Raw genomic sequence first — 16964 nt, 5'->3', positions numbered from 1 at the left:
AGTGTCAGCTCACAGGAATATTCAGGGAAAAATCCGTCGCCGTATCGTTACGGCTTCCGGTCAGTTCAATCACCATCTTGCCGTCATAACCGGTGTCGAAAGTGATAGCTGTCAGTGAAACGCGGGGTTCCCACTGCAACAGGGCGGTGTAGCACACGGCCATCATCTGTAGCTGCAGCGCGCCGTTTTGCGGCTGGTCAATCAGCTCAGAAAGCAAAGAGCCGTAATTGCGGCGCATTACTCTGGAACCCACCGGCGTATTTAAAATGTCGCTGACGGACTGGCGGATGTGGTCGAGATCTTCGATGGCCAAACCGCTGTTTCTGTCCATCCCCAGGTATTTCGGGTTACTCATTGCGGGCCTCCTGTCTGACCACCGCCGGTCTGAACACCGCTGTGTCGGTGAGTGTGCACAACGATGCCGTTGGATGTCAGGCTGCCGCCGCTGTGGGTTAAGTTGCCGGTCAGTGTGCCGCCTTGTTTAACTTCAAGGGAGCCGGTGATCAGTTTGCTGGTGCAAACCACTTCCGGCGTATCGAGCGTAATGCGCGTGCTGGCGGTACAGCGGATTTCGGGTGCCGTGACCTCAACCTTCTGGGAGGCGTTAATCACGGCGGTTTTTATGCCTGTCACTTTCAGGGCGCTTTGTGCCGGTTCGTATTCAAAAACGGCGCCGTCCGGGAAGGCCAGATGAAGGGCGTCTGGCGAAGCTGATGGCGCGGGTGAGGCATCGGAGAATACCGCCGGTAAAACGAATGCAGTGTTCAGTTCTCCGCCCATCGAGAGCAGCAAAACCTGCTCACCGACGGAAGGCGCCCACCAGCTGCGCGTACGGCCAGCGCGGTGCGTCATCCACGGCAGCCAGGCCGTCACGTTGCTGCCCGTCAAGACGCGGCAACGGGCGTTGGTCAGATCCAGTTCTGAGACCTTACCGATGCGCACCAGATTGCCAATCAGCCGCATTATGTCGTTGAGTTGAAGAGTCGTATTCATGGGATAAAGGATGCCGTTTCAGAGGGTTGAGCGACAACCGGTGACCGTTCGGCCGCGGCTGACACAACAAGGTTTACCGGGTCATACCGTCCAGCTGCTGATCAGTTCTCCGTTGAGATAAACCTGACGTGGCAACGACACGTTCTCCGGCAGTGGCGGTTCAGGCAGATGAATGATGGTGCGCACATCTTCTTCCCCGGAAACCTGGACGCGCTCAGTCAGTTGCAGCGTCAGTACCAGGGTTTTCTCCTGCTGAGTAAAGGTGAAATCACTGGGCCGGTTTACCGCGTTCCCGAGAATTTCGGGCTGATTAACCTGCATCCAGTCGAGAATAACCACTACCATTTGGTCGACAAGTGCTTCGCTGAGAACTGCGTCATCCCTGACGGTCAGCGTCAGCGGATAACGATATTCAAATGAAAGTGAAGCGGCAGACGTCGCGACTATCTGGCCTGCGCCGGTGGCAATCACCAGTTTGTCCGGCGAGGCTGCGAGCAGCGGCACCTGTTCAATGAGCCGTTGCTGCAGCTGGATTGGTTTTTGCATGTTGTGCCTCCTGACACTTTTTAATGGCTTCAATTTGTAAGCCGCAGTCCGTCAGCGCTGATTCCAGCTGGAGAATGTCGGCACTCAGATCTTCATTTGTTACGGGTTTGCTGGTCGGTATCGGGCATGAGCTGACCGGTGGACAGCCAACGTAAATAATCGCTGGCGGAGCTGAAGGCGGGGCGCTGGTGCAGCCGGCTAATATCATCAGGCAGCCCGGTACCAGCCCACTGACGGGTTTGCAGATTTTCATGGAGGCTCCTCTGCCTTTGCTTTTCACGGTTTTGCATCACCTGGTTGGCGGTACTCAGGTCTTCGCGTAACGCCAGTTCAGCCTGCTCGCGCTGGCGCATTTGCTGATTCAGGGCAGTAATCAGCTGTTCCCGCTGTTGCAGCTGAACCGTCAGGGTGTCGCGTTGCAGCCCGACAATGTTGAGGTCGTGCTGTAATGAGCGATTGGAAAGCAACAGAATGGCGACCAGTAAAACCATCCCAGCCAGAAGTGTCGGTAACAGGCGCATTCAGACTCCTTTCAGGCAGACGGTTCGTTCATCATTTCGCCTGCGTTCCAGTCCGCGGTTACGTTCACCATTAACGAAAACCCAGCGCGGCAACTGGTCGCAGGCTTGTTGCCATTTTTGATGATTGATGAAAAACGCCAGCGTGGATTTACAGGCAGCACCGGTACCGACGTTAAAACTGAATGACACGACGGCATCAAAAACCGGCTGCGGCATCGTCACCGGCATACACTTTTTTACGGTGCGTTCTGTCTGCTGAATATCTGCCAGCAGGTTTTCCGCTGCCTGATGTTCGGTAATGGGCTGTGCCGGTTTAACGCCTGCCGTGTGGCCGATACCGCTGGTCCATACGCCGGCGCTGCACTGGTAGGGTTGCAACTGACAGCCTTCAAAATCAGTGATCAGCCGCAATCCGTCTTCCGACACCTGCAACGACAGGTAACCCGGCAATGCCGCCATCAGCCCCAAAACGACGGCGGCGCTACAGCGTTTAAGAGTTGAGATTTTCATAGGTGTCTTTGCTCAGACCACTGCGTACCAGCAACTGATAGCTTTTGCGCCGGTAATACCAGTTGATCAGAAACGTACCGACACCGACGGCTGAGCCGACCATAAAGGCGACATCCTGCGAGGTCATGCTGGCGAGCCAGGTCAGCGAGGTGGCAATAAAATAGGCGCAGCCGGAACTGATCCGTTCAGTATTCAGTCCCATAATTTGATCGCTTCCTGAACCGGTTGTTCTGCGATGTCAGGCAATTCGATGGCTGTGCCATGTGGTAATAACGGGCCTAAATCGGCGATGCCTTTATTGGCGGCGTAGACTTTTTCGACCACTGCGGCGGTGCGGTGGTAATAGCGCCAGCATAGGGAATCGAGGGTATCGCCCTGTTGTGCATAGACTTTCATGGGTTTTCTCCGCGAGTGAGTGAGGAAGTCAGTCGATGAGTTAAGTCTGCGCAATAGGGAACGGAGCGGCAATCTGGAAGGGATGTGAAACGACTGGCACAACAGAGAATCATACAAATCAGACAGGGAGATGGCGGGGCGCTTTGTCCGGATAAAAACCGGTCGGGCAAGCGCCAACAGTGTTGATTACTACCGCCGCAGGATCTGGCAATCAGTGAGCGTCGTCAGTACTCCCGTTGTAGCAGACCGCGGCCTGATTTTCGTCAGTCAGCGCCTGGCTGGCCAGCTCTGAGATAAGCGACATTACGACCAGAAATTCTTTTGGATTGCATTGTGCCGTCTGCGATATGTCTGCGATCAATTGTATCCTGGACAACGTTAGCTGTTGTTTAGTCAGGTTTTCCATTTTCTCCCCTCGCCAGATACTGTGTTTATATACAGTATTCTTTAATTGATCTAATACGTCAACACTCAGGCCATTTTAAAAAATATAATTGCTTGAATTTATGTATGAATTTTTATTGGCACGGTTTTTGTGGTGACTACGGATTATCTCCGTCGGAAGGCGATCCACAGTTATTGACAGAACTCCAAGGCAGGCGAGTCGCCTGCCTTTCTGCTGAAGAAGGCCGGTGACGGACTATTCGCCACTGTTCGGTATGTGTCAGGAAAATAAGCGAGGCGCCAAGGTGCGGGGCGTAAATGCCGACCACTTTGTTACGGGGCTCACCGTAGGCATTCGTTTCCCCACTGATCTGGCGTGCAACGCGAACCGTTTGCTCTTTTCGCGGAATATGTATGCCGCCCTGCGCCTGAATATAACCGGCAAAATCCCCCTGGTCGGCGGCGCTGCGAACTTGCTCAACCTGTATATCAAAACGGTGGCTCAGGCTCTGCTCCCTGATCCGTCTGCATTCCCGCCAGGCCCCTACCGACGGGATGCCAATCGCGTGAAACTGCGGGATCCGCCATGTCGATGCCCAGGAAGTCACCGCCGTGGCGACATCTGTCAGTAAGCGGCCGGAGTCAAAATCCGTTTCGCCATCCAGAGCGTAACCATCAATGTTCTTGGCGACATATTTCGCGATATATCCGGCCGCACCGCCACGGTTGAGCGGTTTGCAATTGAAGCGTGAATCCGCAGCTCCCGGTTCGTCGGGGTCTTCTTCCAGAGCATAACGGCGCATAACCTCGGTCACTTTCTGCTGCTGTTCCGGTGGCGTGAATAACATCATGTGCCAGTGCGGCGTACCGTCGTGATGCGGTTCGACGACGCGCACACCGTACACTTTGAGGTTCCGGTCTTTAAAGGTGGTGCGGATTTTTGCCCAGACGGCGACCAGATAGCGCTGCGCATCTTTAGGATTAAAAGCGTGCTGATCCCATTTCTTATTAAAAAGAGGAGAGGATCCGGCACCGGTGGTTTTCAGCGGATGATATTTTGAAGGCGTGGTCAGGGTGATAAACAGGCCGCAATCGCGCTGCTGGTCAGCGACATCTTCGACACCCGCGATCAGCGTCATCAGCTCCATACGGCGAAGTTTGGGGTTAGAAATGCTGGCTAATACGGTCTCCAGCAGGCTCAGAGTCTCGCCGGATTCGACATTTTCGAGCTGGCATTGCTTCAGGTAATTAATGGCGGATAAGCGGCGTGATACCACATCACGGATGGCATTTTTGCTGGCGTAAGGCGATGTTGCGCGGCTGACATAACCACAGGCAATCATCAGGGCCTCGCGCCACAAACGCTGCTTTGAACGTAACTGTTTTTCCCACCAGTCGCCGCTGACCAGCCGTGAAATGCTGGCGACGGCAGAATGCGCGGTCATGCGGTCTTTTTTCCACGCCTGCCAGTAAAGGGGCTGCACGCGGCACGACAGCGCCATCGCCGCGATATGCCCGTAAATCTCGCGCTGCGTGCTGTCCTGCAATAATACGTCGGGATCTTCAGGCCGGCTTTGCAGCCAGCGTTCGCAGTGATATTCAAAGGCATCTTGCATATGCACAGCCAGCTTGCTGGCCAGTCTTTTCAGACTGTCATCATTAAGGTCAGGCAGACGGTTAAAGATTTCTTCTTCCGGGAGTAGTTTTTGCGAGATCTGACGATTCAGTCTATTCCGTGCATTCACTTGCTGAATACGCGGCCACAAACGTTGTGTAAAAAACGTCATCAGAAAATTAACTGCCGCTCGAACTCCTTTGGTTTCGAGCAAAAAAGTATACCGCTGGTGTAACGGCGCACGCAGACAACGGGGCAGCGTCGTCAGACGGGAAAGGGCGGTTTGCTGGCGCAGACAGAAATCATGGGTAAGAGGCTTCTCCAGCGGACTGTTTAGCGCAGGGCGCGCGGCATTCCACCACCATTTGCCTGTGAAAGATTGCCCGGAAGTCCTGTCAAAAACCGGTAAGGGCGGTGGAGAACTTTGGGTGAATATATTCTCTGACATAAACGTTTTCCGAAAATAAGAATATAGAATTCCTTCCGGAAATAATGTTATTTCCAGCGTGGAGGTGAGTTTGAACGATGCTAATTCGAGGGTTTATACGGGGCGATAATTCTTTCTTTTAATTTCCACTATTTCCTGGCATTCAATGCATCGCTGTACACCGGGAATGATTTTTCTGCGTAGCTGTGCAATGGGAGTATCACAATCCACACAGACGAAGGCTGACGGCGCAGGCTGCGTGCGGATTGCCTGCGAGATCTGCGCTTCGAGAATTTTTAACTGATATTCCTGTGATTCATCTATCCAGTCTGCCATCAGTAAAGTTCTCCTTTAAATATTGCCGTGAAATGGCGAAGTGATAATAATGCCTGCGTTATTTTCATTTTTTCCTCATCATTTAATTGTGAATAGGTCATTAAGCTATGATGGCGTTTAAGACCGGCATGAAAACATAATGTGAGTTTCCATTTATCACCGGCCTGATCAAAAATAACCTCAGCCGGATTGTTAGTCTGAGCGAAATAGATTTTCTTCAGATGAGCAATATGGCGCAGTCCGGTCTGGCGCTGCTGCTCTGTTCCTAAAAACATCGCGTCTCCTTATTTCTCCACGGCGCCGTAAATTTGGTATCATGGTCGCCTGTCGGTACATTACATAATCAATCTAAACTTGCATTTGCGAGTTGTCAAGATGACATTTACAGATTCAGGGGTTTTCGCCAGATGCAATTAGATGAACTTGAAGGTGGAAAAGCTGTTCTGACGCGGATGCTTCAGGCTTACGGCTTTAGCATGCAGAAGGAACTGGGGGATCTGTACGGTTTGTCATCTGGAACGATAAGTACCTGGGTACGAAGAGATTACTTCCCCGGCGATGTGGTCGTGGCGTGTGCGCTGGACACCGGTGTCTCATTACGCTGGCTGGCGACAGGGAAAGGTAACATGCAGGATTCGGCTCTTTCAGGTGCGGCAGCGTCCGGTGATATCCGCCAGCTTAAAAAGTTGAGATTACGCGGCGGTGCGCTGGAAGAAGAAGGTGTCTGGTCTGTTGATCCTTCGCTGCTTGATGGCTCGCTGACTCAGCCGGCTTATGTCGTTAAAGGTCATCATTCCTGGATTATCGATCTGGGCAGCACGCATCCGGGCAATGGACGCTGGTTGCTGGATATCGATGGTGATCTGGATATTTATGATGTGGCCCGTATTCCCGGTAACCGCCTGAGCGTCACGCGTCAGGAAAGTCATTTCGAATGCGGCGTGGATGAAGTGGCTGCTTTAGGGCAGGTATTTATTACTCTGGATCGTAACCTGTAAATTTCGTTTCCTCGGCAGCACCCTGCTGCTGAGGGCATTTTGTGCCCCATCCTTTTCCCCTTGTCCTGAATTCCCGTGTCTTTCCCTGCTCACCCGTATGTAACATTTACGGTACACGTCCTTTGGCTGACACGCTCTAATTGTAAACTTAACTTTCCATTAAATGCATGATGGTGGTATATTGGTAATGTTTAGTTTACAACTAAGGCTTGATAAGTTTACGTGCTGTGTTAATGTTGTCCGCAGATGCCTCAGTGGCAGCCCATTTTCCTTATAGCGGAACACGATCATGCAAAAAGACGCCCTGAATAATGTTCACATCACTGCTGAACAAATCCTTATCACTCCTGAAGAGCTGAAAAACCGTTTTCCATTGAGCGTCAGCGATGAAAACAGCATTTCAGAAGCACGCAAAACCATCGCCGATATTGTCCATGGTCGTGACCCTCGTCTTCTGGTGGTATGTGGTCCTTGTTCTATTCATGACGTTGATGCAGCGCTCGATTACGCGCGTCACCTGAAAACACTGGCTGCTGAATTGAGCGACCGTTTATACATCGTGATGCGTGTTTACTTTGAAAAACCGCGCACCACTGTTGGCTGGAAAGGGCTGATTAACGATCCGCACATGGACGGTACGTTTGATGTGGAAGCGGGTCTGCACATTGCCCGTGATTTGCTGCTGCAGCTGGTTGGCATGGGTTTGCCGCTGGCAACAGAAGCGCTGGATCCGAACAGCCCGCAATACTTAGGCGATCTGTTCAGCTGGTCAGCAATCGGCGCGCGTACTACCGAATCTCAGACTCACCGTGAAATGGCATCTGGCCTTTCAATGCCGGTCGGCTTCAAAAACGGCACTGACGGCAGCCTGGGTACGGCGATCAACGCCATGCGTGCCGCTGAAATGGCTCACCGTTTTGTTGGCATCAATCAGGCCGGGCAGGTTTGTCTGTTGCAGACTCAGGGTAACCCGGACGGGCATGTGATTTTGCGTGGCGGTAAAACTCCAAATTACAGCGAGCAGGACGTTCAGGCTTGTGAAAAACAGATGACCGGCGCGGGACTCCGTCCTTCCTTGATGATAGATTGCAGTCACGGTAACTCAAACAAAGACTATCGTCGCCAGCCTGTTGTGGCTCAGTCTGTCATCGATCAGATTAAAGCCGGTAACCGCTCTATCACGGGGCTGATGCTGGAAAGTCATCTGAACGAAGGCAGCCAGTCTTCTGAACAACCACGTTCAGAAATGAAATACGGTGTGTCTGTTACGGATGCATGTATTAACTGGGAAACAACTGAAGACCTGCTGCGTAAGATGCATCAGGAACTGGGCGATGCGCTGGCGGCACGAATCGCAGGAGAGTAAGTTTTTATGGTGGCAGAACTTAACGCGCTACGCGATCAGATCGACGACGTTGATAAAGCGTTGTTAGATCTCTTATCACGGCGTCTTGCGCTGGTGGCTGAAGTCGGGGAAGTGAAAAGCCGTTATGGTTTACCGATTTATGTGCCTGAACGTGAAGCCGCGATGCTAGCTTCACGACGTCAGGAAGCGCAAAACCTCGGTGTTCCGCCGGACCTGATTGAAGACGTATTGCGCCGCGTGATGCGTGAGTCCTACTCAAGCGAAAACGACAAAGGCTTCAAAACGTTGCATCCGGCGTTGCGTCCGGTGGTGATTATCGGCGGCAACGGGCAGATGGGGCGTCTCTTCACCCGTTTGCTGGAGCTTTCCGGTTACCAGGTGAAAGTGCTGGAACAGGAAGACTGGCCGCAGGCAGAAACATTGCTTGGCGATGCCGGAATGGTGATTGTCAGCGTGCCAATCCACCTGACCGAAGAAGTGATCGCTCGTCTGCCGAAGTTGCAGGATGACTGTATTCTGGTGGATCTGGCGTCGGTAAAAAACCGTCCTTTGCAGGCGATGCTGGCAGTGCATGAAGGCCCGGTTCTTGGTCTGCATCCGATGTTTGGTCCTGATGTCAGCAGCCTGGCAAAACAGGTTGTGGTGTACTGTGATGGCCGAGAACCACAGGCGTATCAGTGGCTGCTTGAGCAGTTGCAGGTTTGGGGCGCACGGCTGCATAAAATCAGTGCCGTTGAGCATGACCAGAATATGGCGTTCATTCAGGCGCTGCGCCACTTCGCGACATTTGCTTACGGTTTGCATTTGTCTGAAGAGAACGTGCAAATTGAGCAGTTACTGGCGTTGTCTTCCCCGATTTACCGTCTCGAACTGGCGATGGTCGGACGACTGTTTGCGCAGGATCCACAGCTTTATGCTGACATTATTATGTCTTCAGAAAGTAATCTGGCGCTGATCAAACGTTACTATCAGCGTTTTGGTGACGCGCTTGCTCTGCTGGAAAGCGGTGATAAACAGGCCTTTATCGATAAATTCAGAAAGGTTGAACACTGGTTTGGCGATTATGCGCCACGCTTCCTGAAAGAGAGTGGTGCGTTGTTGAGACAGGCTAACGATAACCGTAAGTAAGTTATCCGGAAATGAGAAAAGGGCGCTGCCATTGTGTGCAGCGCCTTTTTTGTTTGCGAAGTTACAGATCGACAGAGACGACGTTTTCGCTTGGATAACAGCCGAGCACTTTCAGAGAGCGAGTGATAGGAGCCAGATCCTTCAGTGCCTTTTTCATCTCCTCTGAGCGCAGGTTGGCCTGCACATCGATATAAAACATCTCTTCCCACGGATTGCCGTTAATCGGGCGAGACTCCAGTTTGGTCATAATAATGCCCTGCTCGCGCAGCACCAGGAGCGCATTTACCAGCGCGCCTGCCTGCTGGCCGGTCGCCATAATCAGCGTGGTTTTGGCCGGAACCTGATCCGTCACTTCAATCGCTTTGCGTGCCAGAATAATAAAGCGGGTGATGTTTTCCTGCTGGTTCGCCAGATTATGTTCCAGCACCTGCAGTTTATACAGCGCGCCACCGGCTTCGCTGCCCAGCGCTGCCACATGCGGAGAATTGGCGGCTGCCACTTTCTCCATCGCCGCCGCAGTGCTTTCGCAATATTCAATCTTCCAGTGAGGGAAACGGTTGATGAACTGGCTGCATTGCTGGAAAGGCTGCGGATGGCTGTAAACCGTCTGAATCTGGGACAAATCAGTGTCTGTCGCGACCAGCACGCAATGATTGATAGGATTGGTCAGCTCGCCAACAATCGACAGGCTGGTGTGTTGCAGCAGATCGTAGACGTCATTGATTGAGCCGGAGCTGGTATTTTCAATTGGCAATACTGCGTAATCGGCCTGACCGGTTTCTACCTGAGAGAAGATATCCTGGAATTTCTGGCAGCCACACTCGATGAACTGTTCGAAATGTCGGGCGGCAAACTGGCGCGCAGCAAGATGTGAATAGGAACCTTTCGGGCCGAGGAAGGCGATACGGGCGGAATCGGAAGGGGTTTTATTCAGATGTTGCTGGAGGAGAGCCTGCTGGGTCAGAACGGAATCTTCAATGATCAGCTGATAAACACGGGTGATGTAATGACCGTCCAGCCCCTGTTTTTTTCCTTCCTGAATCAGTGCGTTAATCAGTTCAATTTCACGTTCTTTGTCGCGGATAGGGCGATGAGAGTGCATTTTGGATTGCGCGACTTCAATGGCCATCGTGCGTCGCTCTGCCAGCAGGGCCAGCAGTTTCAGGTCTAATGCGCTGATGCGTTCGCGCAGAGCCAGTAATGAGTTCTCGGTCATGTTATTACCCTTTTAGATGTTCTTTCTTTCAGCAAAATGTATAAAGCGCAGGCATAAAAAAAGCCCCCTTTTCAGGAGGCTTTGTTGTTCGTCTTCGCATTCATTCTTTCGCGACGAAACGCCTCCCAATCAGGGGAAGGTAAAAAAGAATGCGAAGAAAAACAGACGGGCGTTCATGTATGCGTTGTTTCCATAAGTTTGAGCAGAGTCTTAAAGTAACCGCTGGGTTTTCCCTGTGTCAATAAAATTTCCTCAGGATACAAAAAACGCGCTCCTGTGAGCGCGTTGTGAACTGCCTTTCCGATAAGCCGGTTATTCCTCTTCCTGCACCGGTTCCAGATTGAGTTCTTTGACGCCGGATTCTGCACGGCGGGCTTCACCTTTGTGTTGCGCTTTGTTGAGCTGACGCTCAAGTTTACTGGTCATTTCGTTAATCGCAGCGTACATATCATCATGCGTAGCGCTGGCAACCAGTTTTCCATTTGGTGTACTGATGGTCGCATCGGCGACAAATCCCTGAGGTTCTTTCGACAGGATTATGTGCGGGTTAATGAGCTGAGTTTGCCATTTATCCAGTTTTTTCAGACGGCCTTCGATGTGTTCACGAATCGCGGCGGTGATGTCCATTTGTTTGCTGGTAATGTTGACTGTCATATGACTTACCTCTCTTATTTCCGTCTCCGATGAATCCAACATACCAGCCTTTTTTATGAAATGCCTGCCCAAAACCACGGTTTTTTGTCACTTTTTGTCAACTTTGAAGTTTATGTGACGCAGGGTAATTAATGGCGGGAAAGGCCTTGAGACTTCGCTCAGGAGCGGGCATGATTGATGGGATCAGTGCATTATCTTCTGCGGTTTTCAGCCTGTCTTTTCCCTCATCACGTTAACTTTTCTCTGACTTTTCCTGAATCAAAGCCAAAAAAAACGGCAGCCTGAGCTACCGTTTGTGTATACGGACATTTTAAAATTATGCTGCGTTATTAGCCGCAATAATTTTCGCCACTTTATCAGCCTGGTTGTTCAGCTGCAGTTCACGATAGGCACTTTCCATCAACGGCAGCGCGTCATTTGTCGCTTTCGTATCCGGGTAATCTTTCAGCATTTGCTCAACACGGTTAACAACAGCGACGTAAGCACCGCGTTTAGTGTAGTATTGCACCACTGACAGCTCGTATTTCGCCAAACGATCTTTCAGGAATACCAAACGTTTAGTCGCGTCAGTGGCGTACTGGCTGTTTGGATACGTGTGGATCAGCTGGCTGAAATCGCGGAATGCTGCACGTGCATGCTGCGGATCACGGTCTGAACGATCAACACCGAAGAATCCTTGCAGCGCACTGTCATCCAACGCCATATCCGTTAAACCACGCATATACATGACGTAGTCAATGTTTGGATGGGTTGGGTTCAGACGCATAAAGCGATCAATAGAAGCCTGAGCCATAGGCAAGTCAGCAGACTTGTAATAGGCATAAATCAGATCTAACTGAACTTGCTGCGAGTAAGGCCCAAACGGATAGCGGTTATCCAGCGCTTCTAATTGCGCAATCGCGCCTTTAAAGTTACCGTCCTGCAGCTTTTGCTGGGCAGTGGCATAAAGGACGTTAGGCGGGTTATCGGGAACCGTTTCTTTGGAACTGGAGCAACCGACCAGCGCCAGGCTCAACGTGGCTGCTGCCACCAGATATTTCACACGCGTCATGACGTTTTGATTATCCTCAGGTGTTATTCTGGGAGACTGTCCGTTAAGCTCCCGACAAAGACCAGCTACAATAGCACATTATTTTAAACGGCATCGCCGTGAAAACCCAACGTTAACCAAGAAGCTGCATATGGCACAACAAGTACAACTCACCGCAACGGTGGCCGAATCTCAACTCGGTCAACGGTTAGATCAGGCTTTGGCCGAATTGTTCCCTGATTATTCAAGATCCCGCATAAAAGATTGGATCCTTGAAGACAGGGTCACGGTCAACGGCAAAAAAGTGACCAAACCAAAAGAAAAAGTGTTGGGTGGCGAGGCTATCGCAATCGATGCGCAAATTGAAGAAGAAGCGCGTTGGCTGCCACAAGATATCCCTTTAGATATCGTTTATGAAGATAACGATATTTTAGTCATCAATAAACCCCGCGATCTGGTTGTTCATCCGGGCGCCGGTAATCCTGATGGCACGGTACTGAATGCATTGCTGCATTATTATCCGGCAATCATTGATGTTCCGCGCTGCGGCATAGTCCACCGTCTCGATAAAGATACCACGGGTCTGATGGTCGTCGCGAAGTCAGTCCCTGCGCAAACGCATCTGGTGACTGCACTTCAGGCTCGCGAAATTACCCGTGAATATGAAGCCGTCGCTATTGGTACAATGACGGCAGGCGGCACAGTGAATGAGCCGATTGCGCGCCATTCCACCAAGCGTACGCATATGGCGGTTCACCCGACGGGTAAACCAGCGACCACGCACTATCGCATTATGGAGCATTTCCGTGCTCATACGCGTCTGCGTCTGCGTCTGGAATCTGGCCGTACACACCAGATCCGTGTTCATATGGCACACATCAATCATCCTTTGTTGGGCGATCAGCTTTATGGTGGCCGTCCGCGTCTGCCGAAAGGCGCTTCCGAAGCATTTATCAACATGCTGCGCGGTTTTGATCGTCAGGCTCTTCATGCGACCATGCTGCGTCTTTATCATCCGGTAACCGGTATTCAGATGGAATGGCATGCGCCACTTCCTCAGGATATGGTTGACCTGATCACGGCGCTCAAAGCGGATACCGAAGAGTTCAAGGACCAGATGAACTGGTAATGAGCGCGTTAATTCAGCCTCAGTGGCCGCAACCGGCATCGGTGCGGTCATGTGCAACAACCCGCGAAGGAGGCGTCAGTTTGCCTCCTTACGGCGCGCTAAACCTCGGCAGCCACGTCGGGGATTCTCCTGAACATGTTGCTTTGAACCGTCAGCGGTTAATCGAGCTGGGCGGTCTGCCCGCTGCGCCACACTGGCTGGAACAGGTTCATGGCACCGACGTAGTTCATTTATCATCGCAAACTGCCGCTATTCCTCCACTGATTGCCGATGCGGCCTATACCCGCGAGCCGGATGTTGTCTGTGCAGCAATGACAGCGGACTGCCTGCCGGTACTGTTTTGCAGTAAATACGGCGATGAAGTGGCAGCAGCGCATGCGGGCTGGCGGGGATTGCGCGCAGGCGTGTTGGAAAATACGGTTGCGTGTTTTGATGCCGCTCCCGCAGATATCATGGCGTGGATGGGACCGGCAATCGGCCCTGCACATTTTGAAGTCGGCGTGGAAGTACGCGAAGCCTTTATGGCGGTGAACAGTAATGCATCCGTTGCTTTTGCCCCTGCGGGCACCAAATTTATGGCCGACATATACCAGTTAGCCAGATTGCGTTTACAGGCCGCCGGTATTACTGCCATTTATGGCGGTGAGTATTGCACTGTGACTGACAGCAACAAATTTTACTCTTACCGGCGTGACGGGGTGACCGGACGGCTGGCAAGTTTAATTTGGCTGATATAACCTATCGAATCAAGACGATCCATCGCGCATAACAGCAGTCCTCTAATATACTGTCAAGATAACCTTGAAAATGTGAGGGTTGACCTCATCTAATCTCCAGTAGCAATTTTGTTCAGTATTGGAGGTGTTATGCGTCTGGATCGTCTTACCAGCAAATTCCAGCTTGCCCTCGCGGATGCTCAGTCACTCGCGCTCGGGCGCGACAATCAATTTATCGAACCTGTTCACCTGATGAGCGCTTTGCTGACTCAGGAAGGCGGGACCGTTCGTCCTTTATTAACTGCGGCTGGGGTAGATACCCAGAAACTGCGCACGGACGTTGATCAGGCTTTGGGGCGTTTGCCGCAAGTTGAAGGTACCGGTGGTGATGTTCAACCATCTAATGAACTGGTACGTGTTTTAAATCTTTGTGACAAATTGGCACAGCAACGTGCCGATACCTTTATCTCTTCAGAACTCTTTGTTCTGGCAGTGATGAAAGACCGCGGCTCTTTAACCGACGTGTTAAAAGCCTGTGGTGCAACGGCCGAAAAAATTACTGCGGCTATCGATCAAATGCGTGGAGGTGAGAAAGTGGATGACCAGAATGCCGAAGACCAACGTCAGGCATTGAAAAAATTCACTATCGATCTGACCGAACGTGCCGAGCAGGGCAAACTGGATCCGGTCATTGGTCGTGATGAAGAAATTCGCCGGACCATTCAGGTTCTGCAACGTCGTACCAAAAATAACCCTGTGCTCATTGGTGAGCCTGGTGTCGGCAAAACCGCGATTGCCGAAGGTCTGGCCCAGCGCATCATTAATGGCGAAGTGCCGGAAGGCCTGAAAAATAAACGTGTGCTTTCATTAGATATGGGCGCGCTGGTAGCCGGTGCTAAATATCGCGGTGAATTTGAAGAACGTCTGAAAGGGCTCCTGAGCGATCTGGCTAAACAGGAAGGCAACGTCATTCTGTTTATCGACGAATTGCACACCATGGTTGGTGCGGGTAAAGCCGATGGCGCGATGGATGCCGGGAATATGCTAAAACCGGCTCTGGCGCGTGGCGAGCTTCACTGCGTGGGTGCGACGACATTAAATGAATATCGTCAGTTTATAGAGAAGGATGCGGCGTTAGAGCGTCGTTTCCAGAAAGTGTTTGTTGCCGAGCCTTCTGTTGAGGACACCATCGCGATTTTGCGTGGTCTGAAAGAGCGCTATGAGCTGCATCACCATGTCCAGATTACTGACCCGGCTATCGTGGCGGCGGCAACGTTGTCACACCGTTATATCTCGGATCGTCAGTTGCCGGATAAAGCGATCGACCTTATAGATGAAGCAGCATCAAGTATTCGTATGCAGATGGACTCTAAACCGGAGTCTTTGGATCGCCTCGAGCGTCGCATTATCCAGCTCAAACTGGAACAACAGGCGCTGAAGAAAGAGTCTGATGACGCCAGTGTGAAACGTCTTGAGATGCTGGAAACCGAGCTGAACCAGAAAGAGCGTGAATATTCTGAGCTGGAAGAGGAGTGGAAAGCAGAGAAAGCTTCCCTGACCGGCACCCAGAATATTAAAGCAGAGCTTGAGCAGGCGAAGATTACGCTTGAGCAGGCCCGCCGCGTTGGCGATCTGGGTCGTATGTCAGAATTGCAGTACGGGAAAATCCCTGAACTGGAGAAACAACTGGCAGCCGCGACTCAGGCAGAAGGTAAAACCATGAAGCTGTTGCGTAACCGTGTGACAGATGTGGAAATTGCCGACGTGCTGGCGCGCTGGACCGGTATTCCGGTAGCACGCATGCTGGAAAGTGAACGTGAAAAACTGCTGCGTATGGAAGAAGAACTGCACAACCGCGTGATTGGTCAGAACGAAGCGGTAGAAGCGGTATCGAACGCTATTCGTCGTAGCCGTGCAGGACTGTCGGATCCAAACCGTCCGATCGGGTCATTCCTGTTCCTCGGTCCGACCGGTGTGGGTAAAACAGAGTTGTGTAAAGCGCTGGCGACATTCCTGTTTAACAGCGATGACGCGATGGTCCGTATCGATATGTCAGAGTTTATGGAGAAACACTCCGTTTCACGTCTGGTCGGTGCGCCTCCGGGTTATGTGGGCTATGAAGAAGGTGGCTATCTGACCGAAGCGGTTCGTCGTCGTCCTTATTCTGTCATCTTGTTAGATGAAGTAGAGAAGGCGCACCCGGATGTGTTCAACATCTTATTACAGGTGCTGGATGACGGTCGCTTAACAGACGGACAGGGCAGAACGGTCGACTTCCGCAATACGGTGGTCATCATGACCTCTAACCTGGGTTCTGACATTATTCAGCAGCACTTCGGTGAGGCTACGTATTCACAGATGAAAGATTCGGTTATGGAAGTGGTCACGCACAGCTTCCGTCCGGAATTCATCAACCGTATAGATGAAGTTGTCGTGTTCCATCCGCTGGGTCATGCGCATATTAAAAATATCGCTAAGATTCAGCTGGAACGTTTATATAAACGTCTGGAAGAACATGGCTACTCGGCAACGCTGACCGATGCGGCTCTGGAGCTGCTGGGCAATACCGGGTTCGATCCGGTTTATGGTGCGCGTCCGTTGAAACGTGCCATCCAGCAAGAGATTGAGAACCCGCTGGCTCAGCAAATCTTGTCGGGCAAGCTGATCCCTGGCAAGCCAATTACTGTTGATGTGGAAAATGATCACATCGTCGCAAGACAGTAATTAGCTTTTCGAGAAACTAAAACGGGCTTCGGAGCACTCCGGAGCCCGTTTTTTATGCATTCTTTGTTCGTTATTAATTCACTTGATGAATTTATGGGCGGTTGGAAAGAAAAGTGAAATTAGCCCTTGCGGCCTGCTGAGAACTCCCTATAATGCCGCTCCATCGACAGGGAACAACGTGAACAACATCACGAAGTAACCGGGTCGGAAAGATTAAAAACAGCGGCAACCGAATGAAATAAACGGTTGACACTGAATGAGGAAAGCGTAATATA

General features: G+C 51.5%; 21 protein-coding genes and 1 other annotated feature. Of the genes, 6 read left to right on the top strand and 15 right to left on the bottom strand.

All coding sequences use genetic code 11. From position 1 onward, the window contains the following. Positions 1-4: 4 nt before the first annotated feature. The 12 genes from D5398_RS18895 to D5398_RS18845 all read right to left on the bottom strand — a co-directional run bounded on the left by D5398_RS18895 (position 5) and on the right by D5398_RS18845 (position 6003). Positions 5-355, bottom strand: coding sequence for a GPW/gp25 family protein (locus tag D5398_RS18895; RefSeq protein ID WP_120509010.1), 351 nt, complete (start codon positions 353-355; stop codon positions 5-7). Continuing rightward, positions 352-993 (bottom strand): phage baseplate assembly protein V, encoded by a 642-nt coding sequence (locus D5398_RS18890; RefSeq protein WP_120509009.1) that lies wholly within the window; start codon positions 991-993, stop codon positions 352-354. Before D5398_RS18890 ends, D5398_RS18895 begins: the two co-directional genes overlap by 4 nt. A gap of 81 nt (positions 994-1074) precedes the next feature. After that, positions 1075-1539 carry a phage tail protein gene (locus D5398_RS18885; RefSeq protein WP_120509008.1) on the bottom strand — a complete coding sequence of 155 codons (465 nt, stop codon included), beginning with the start codon at positions 1537-1539 and terminating at the stop codon, positions 1075-1077. Then, positions 1502-1747 (bottom strand): Rz1-like lysis system protein LysC, encoded by a 246-nt coding sequence (gene lysC / locus D5398_RS25670; RefSeq protein ID WP_244216799.1) that lies wholly within the window; start codon positions 1745-1747, stop codon positions 1502-1504. Before lysC ends, D5398_RS18885 begins: the two co-directional genes overlap by 38 nt. After that, positions 1632-2060, bottom strand: coding sequence for an Rz-like lysis system protein LysB (gene lysB, locus D5398_RS18880; RefSeq protein ID WP_120509007.1), 429 nt, complete (start codon positions 2058-2060; stop codon positions 1632-1634). The genes lysC and lysB overlap by 116 nt, the downstream gene beginning before the upstream one ends. Beyond that, positions 2061-2570 carry a lysozyme gene (locus tag D5398_RS18875; protein WP_120509006.1) on the bottom strand — a complete coding sequence of 170 codons (510 nt, stop codon included), beginning with the start codon at positions 2568-2570 and terminating at the stop codon, positions 2061-2063. Next, positions 2551-2772: an HP1 family phage holin gene (locus tag D5398_RS18870; RefSeq protein WP_120509005.1), complete on the bottom strand. Its 222-nt coding sequence runs from the start codon at positions 2770-2772 to the stop codon at positions 2551-2553. Before D5398_RS18870 ends, D5398_RS18875 begins: the two co-directional genes overlap by 20 nt. Continuing rightward, positions 2763-2966, bottom strand: a complete 204-nt coding sequence (locus D5398_RS18865; protein WP_120509004.1) for a tail protein X — start codon at positions 2964-2966, stop codon at positions 2763-2765. Before D5398_RS18865 ends, D5398_RS18870 begins: the two co-directional genes overlap by 10 nt. 211 nt (positions 2967-3177) lie before the next feature. Next, entirely contained in the window at positions 3178-3372 is a 195-nt protein-coding gene (locus D5398_RS18860; RefSeq protein WP_120134283.1) for a hypothetical protein, read from the bottom strand. A 136-nt stretch (positions 3373-3508) separates the two neighbouring features. Continuing rightward, the gene (locus D5398_RS18855; protein WP_120509003.1) at positions 3509-5413 is read right to left on the bottom strand and encodes a replication endonuclease; all 1905 of its coding nucleotides are present in this window, start codon (positions 5411-5413) and stop codon (positions 3509-3511) included. A gap of 93 nt (positions 5414-5506) precedes the next feature. Further along, entirely contained in the window at positions 5507-5728 is a 222-nt protein-coding gene (locus D5398_RS18850) for a TraR/DksA C4-type zinc finger protein (protein ID WP_120509002.1), read from the bottom strand. Next, on the bottom strand, positions 5728-6003 hold the full coding sequence (locus D5398_RS18845; protein ID WP_120509001.1) for a hypothetical protein: 276 nt from the start codon (positions 6001-6003) through the stop codon (positions 5728-5730). Before D5398_RS18845 ends, D5398_RS18850 begins: the two co-directional genes overlap by 1 nt. A gap of 132 nt (positions 6004-6135) precedes the next feature. Here D5398_RS18845 and D5398_RS18840 point away from each other — a divergent pair, with 132 nt between their 5' ends. The 3 genes from D5398_RS18840 to tyrA all read left to right on the top strand — a co-directional run bounded on the left by D5398_RS18840 (position 6136) and on the right by tyrA (position 9220). Then, positions 6136-6726 carry a phage repressor protein CI gene (locus D5398_RS18840; RefSeq protein WP_120509000.1) on the top strand — a complete coding sequence of 197 codons (591 nt, stop codon included), beginning with the start codon at positions 6136-6138 and terminating at the stop codon, positions 6724-6726. Positions 6727-7015: 289 nt separating this feature from the next. Next, a complete protein-coding gene (locus tag D5398_RS18835; protein ID WP_120134287.1) occupies positions 7016-8092 on the top strand; it encodes a 3-deoxy-7-phosphoheptulonate synthase in 1077 nt (358 codons plus the stop codon). 6 nt (positions 8093-8098) lie between these two features. After that, positions 8099-9220 (top strand): bifunctional chorismate mutase/prephenate dehydrogenase, encoded by a 1122-nt coding sequence (gene tyrA / locus D5398_RS18830; RefSeq protein WP_120508999.1) that lies wholly within the window; start codon positions 8099-8101, stop codon positions 9218-9220. Positions 9221-9281: 61 nt separating this feature from the next. Here tyrA and pheA read toward each other — a convergent pair whose 3' ends face one another. The 3 genes from pheA to bamD form a co-directional block, all read right to left on the bottom strand. Next, positions 9282-10436 (bottom strand): bifunctional chorismate mutase/prephenate dehydratase, encoded by a 1155-nt coding sequence (gene pheA / locus D5398_RS18825; protein WP_120134288.1) that lies wholly within the window; start codon positions 10434-10436, stop codon positions 9282-9284. A gap of 53 nt (positions 10437-10489) precedes the next feature. Further along, positions 10490-10614, bottom strand: a sequence feature (Phe leader region). A gap of 134 nt (positions 10615-10748) precedes the next feature. Continuing rightward, positions 10749-11090, bottom strand: coding sequence for a ribosome-associated translation inhibitor RaiA (gene raiA, locus D5398_RS18820; protein ID WP_120508998.1), 342 nt, complete (start codon positions 11088-11090; stop codon positions 10749-10751). Positions 11091-11406: 316 nt separating this feature from the next. Continuing rightward, entirely contained in the window at positions 11407-12141 is a 735-nt protein-coding gene (gene bamD, locus D5398_RS18815; protein ID WP_120508997.1) for an outer membrane protein assembly factor BamD, read from the bottom strand. 130 nt (positions 12142-12271) lie between these two features. Between bamD and rluD the strand changes: the two genes are divergently transcribed. The 3 genes from rluD (at position 12272) to clpB (ending at position 16689) form a co-directional block, all read left to right on the top strand. Beyond that, complete coding sequence (gene rluD / locus D5398_RS18805) at positions 12272-13249, top strand: 23S rRNA pseudouridine(1911/1915/1917) synthase RluD (protein WP_120508996.1); 978 nt, start codon at positions 12272-12274, stop codon at positions 13247-13249. Beyond that, positions 13249-13986: a purine nucleoside phosphorylase YfiH gene (gene yfiH / locus D5398_RS18800; protein WP_120508995.1), complete on the top strand. Its 738-nt coding sequence runs from the start codon at positions 13249-13251 to the stop codon at positions 13984-13986. Before rluD ends, yfiH begins: the two co-directional genes overlap by 1 nt. A 129-nt stretch (positions 13987-14115) precedes the next feature. Beyond that, positions 14116-16689, top strand: coding sequence for an ATP-dependent chaperone ClpB (gene clpB / locus D5398_RS18795; protein ID WP_120508994.1), 2574 nt, complete (start codon positions 14116-14118; stop codon positions 16687-16689). Positions 16690-16964 lie beyond the last annotated feature (275 nt).

The organism is Rahnella bruchi, assembly GCF_003614975.1.
Taxonomy (GTDB): Bacteria; Pseudomonadota; Gammaproteobacteria; order Enterobacterales; family Enterobacteriaceae; genus Rahnella; species Rahnella bruchi.
This window is presented reverse-complemented; position numbering and strand designations above follow the sequence as displayed.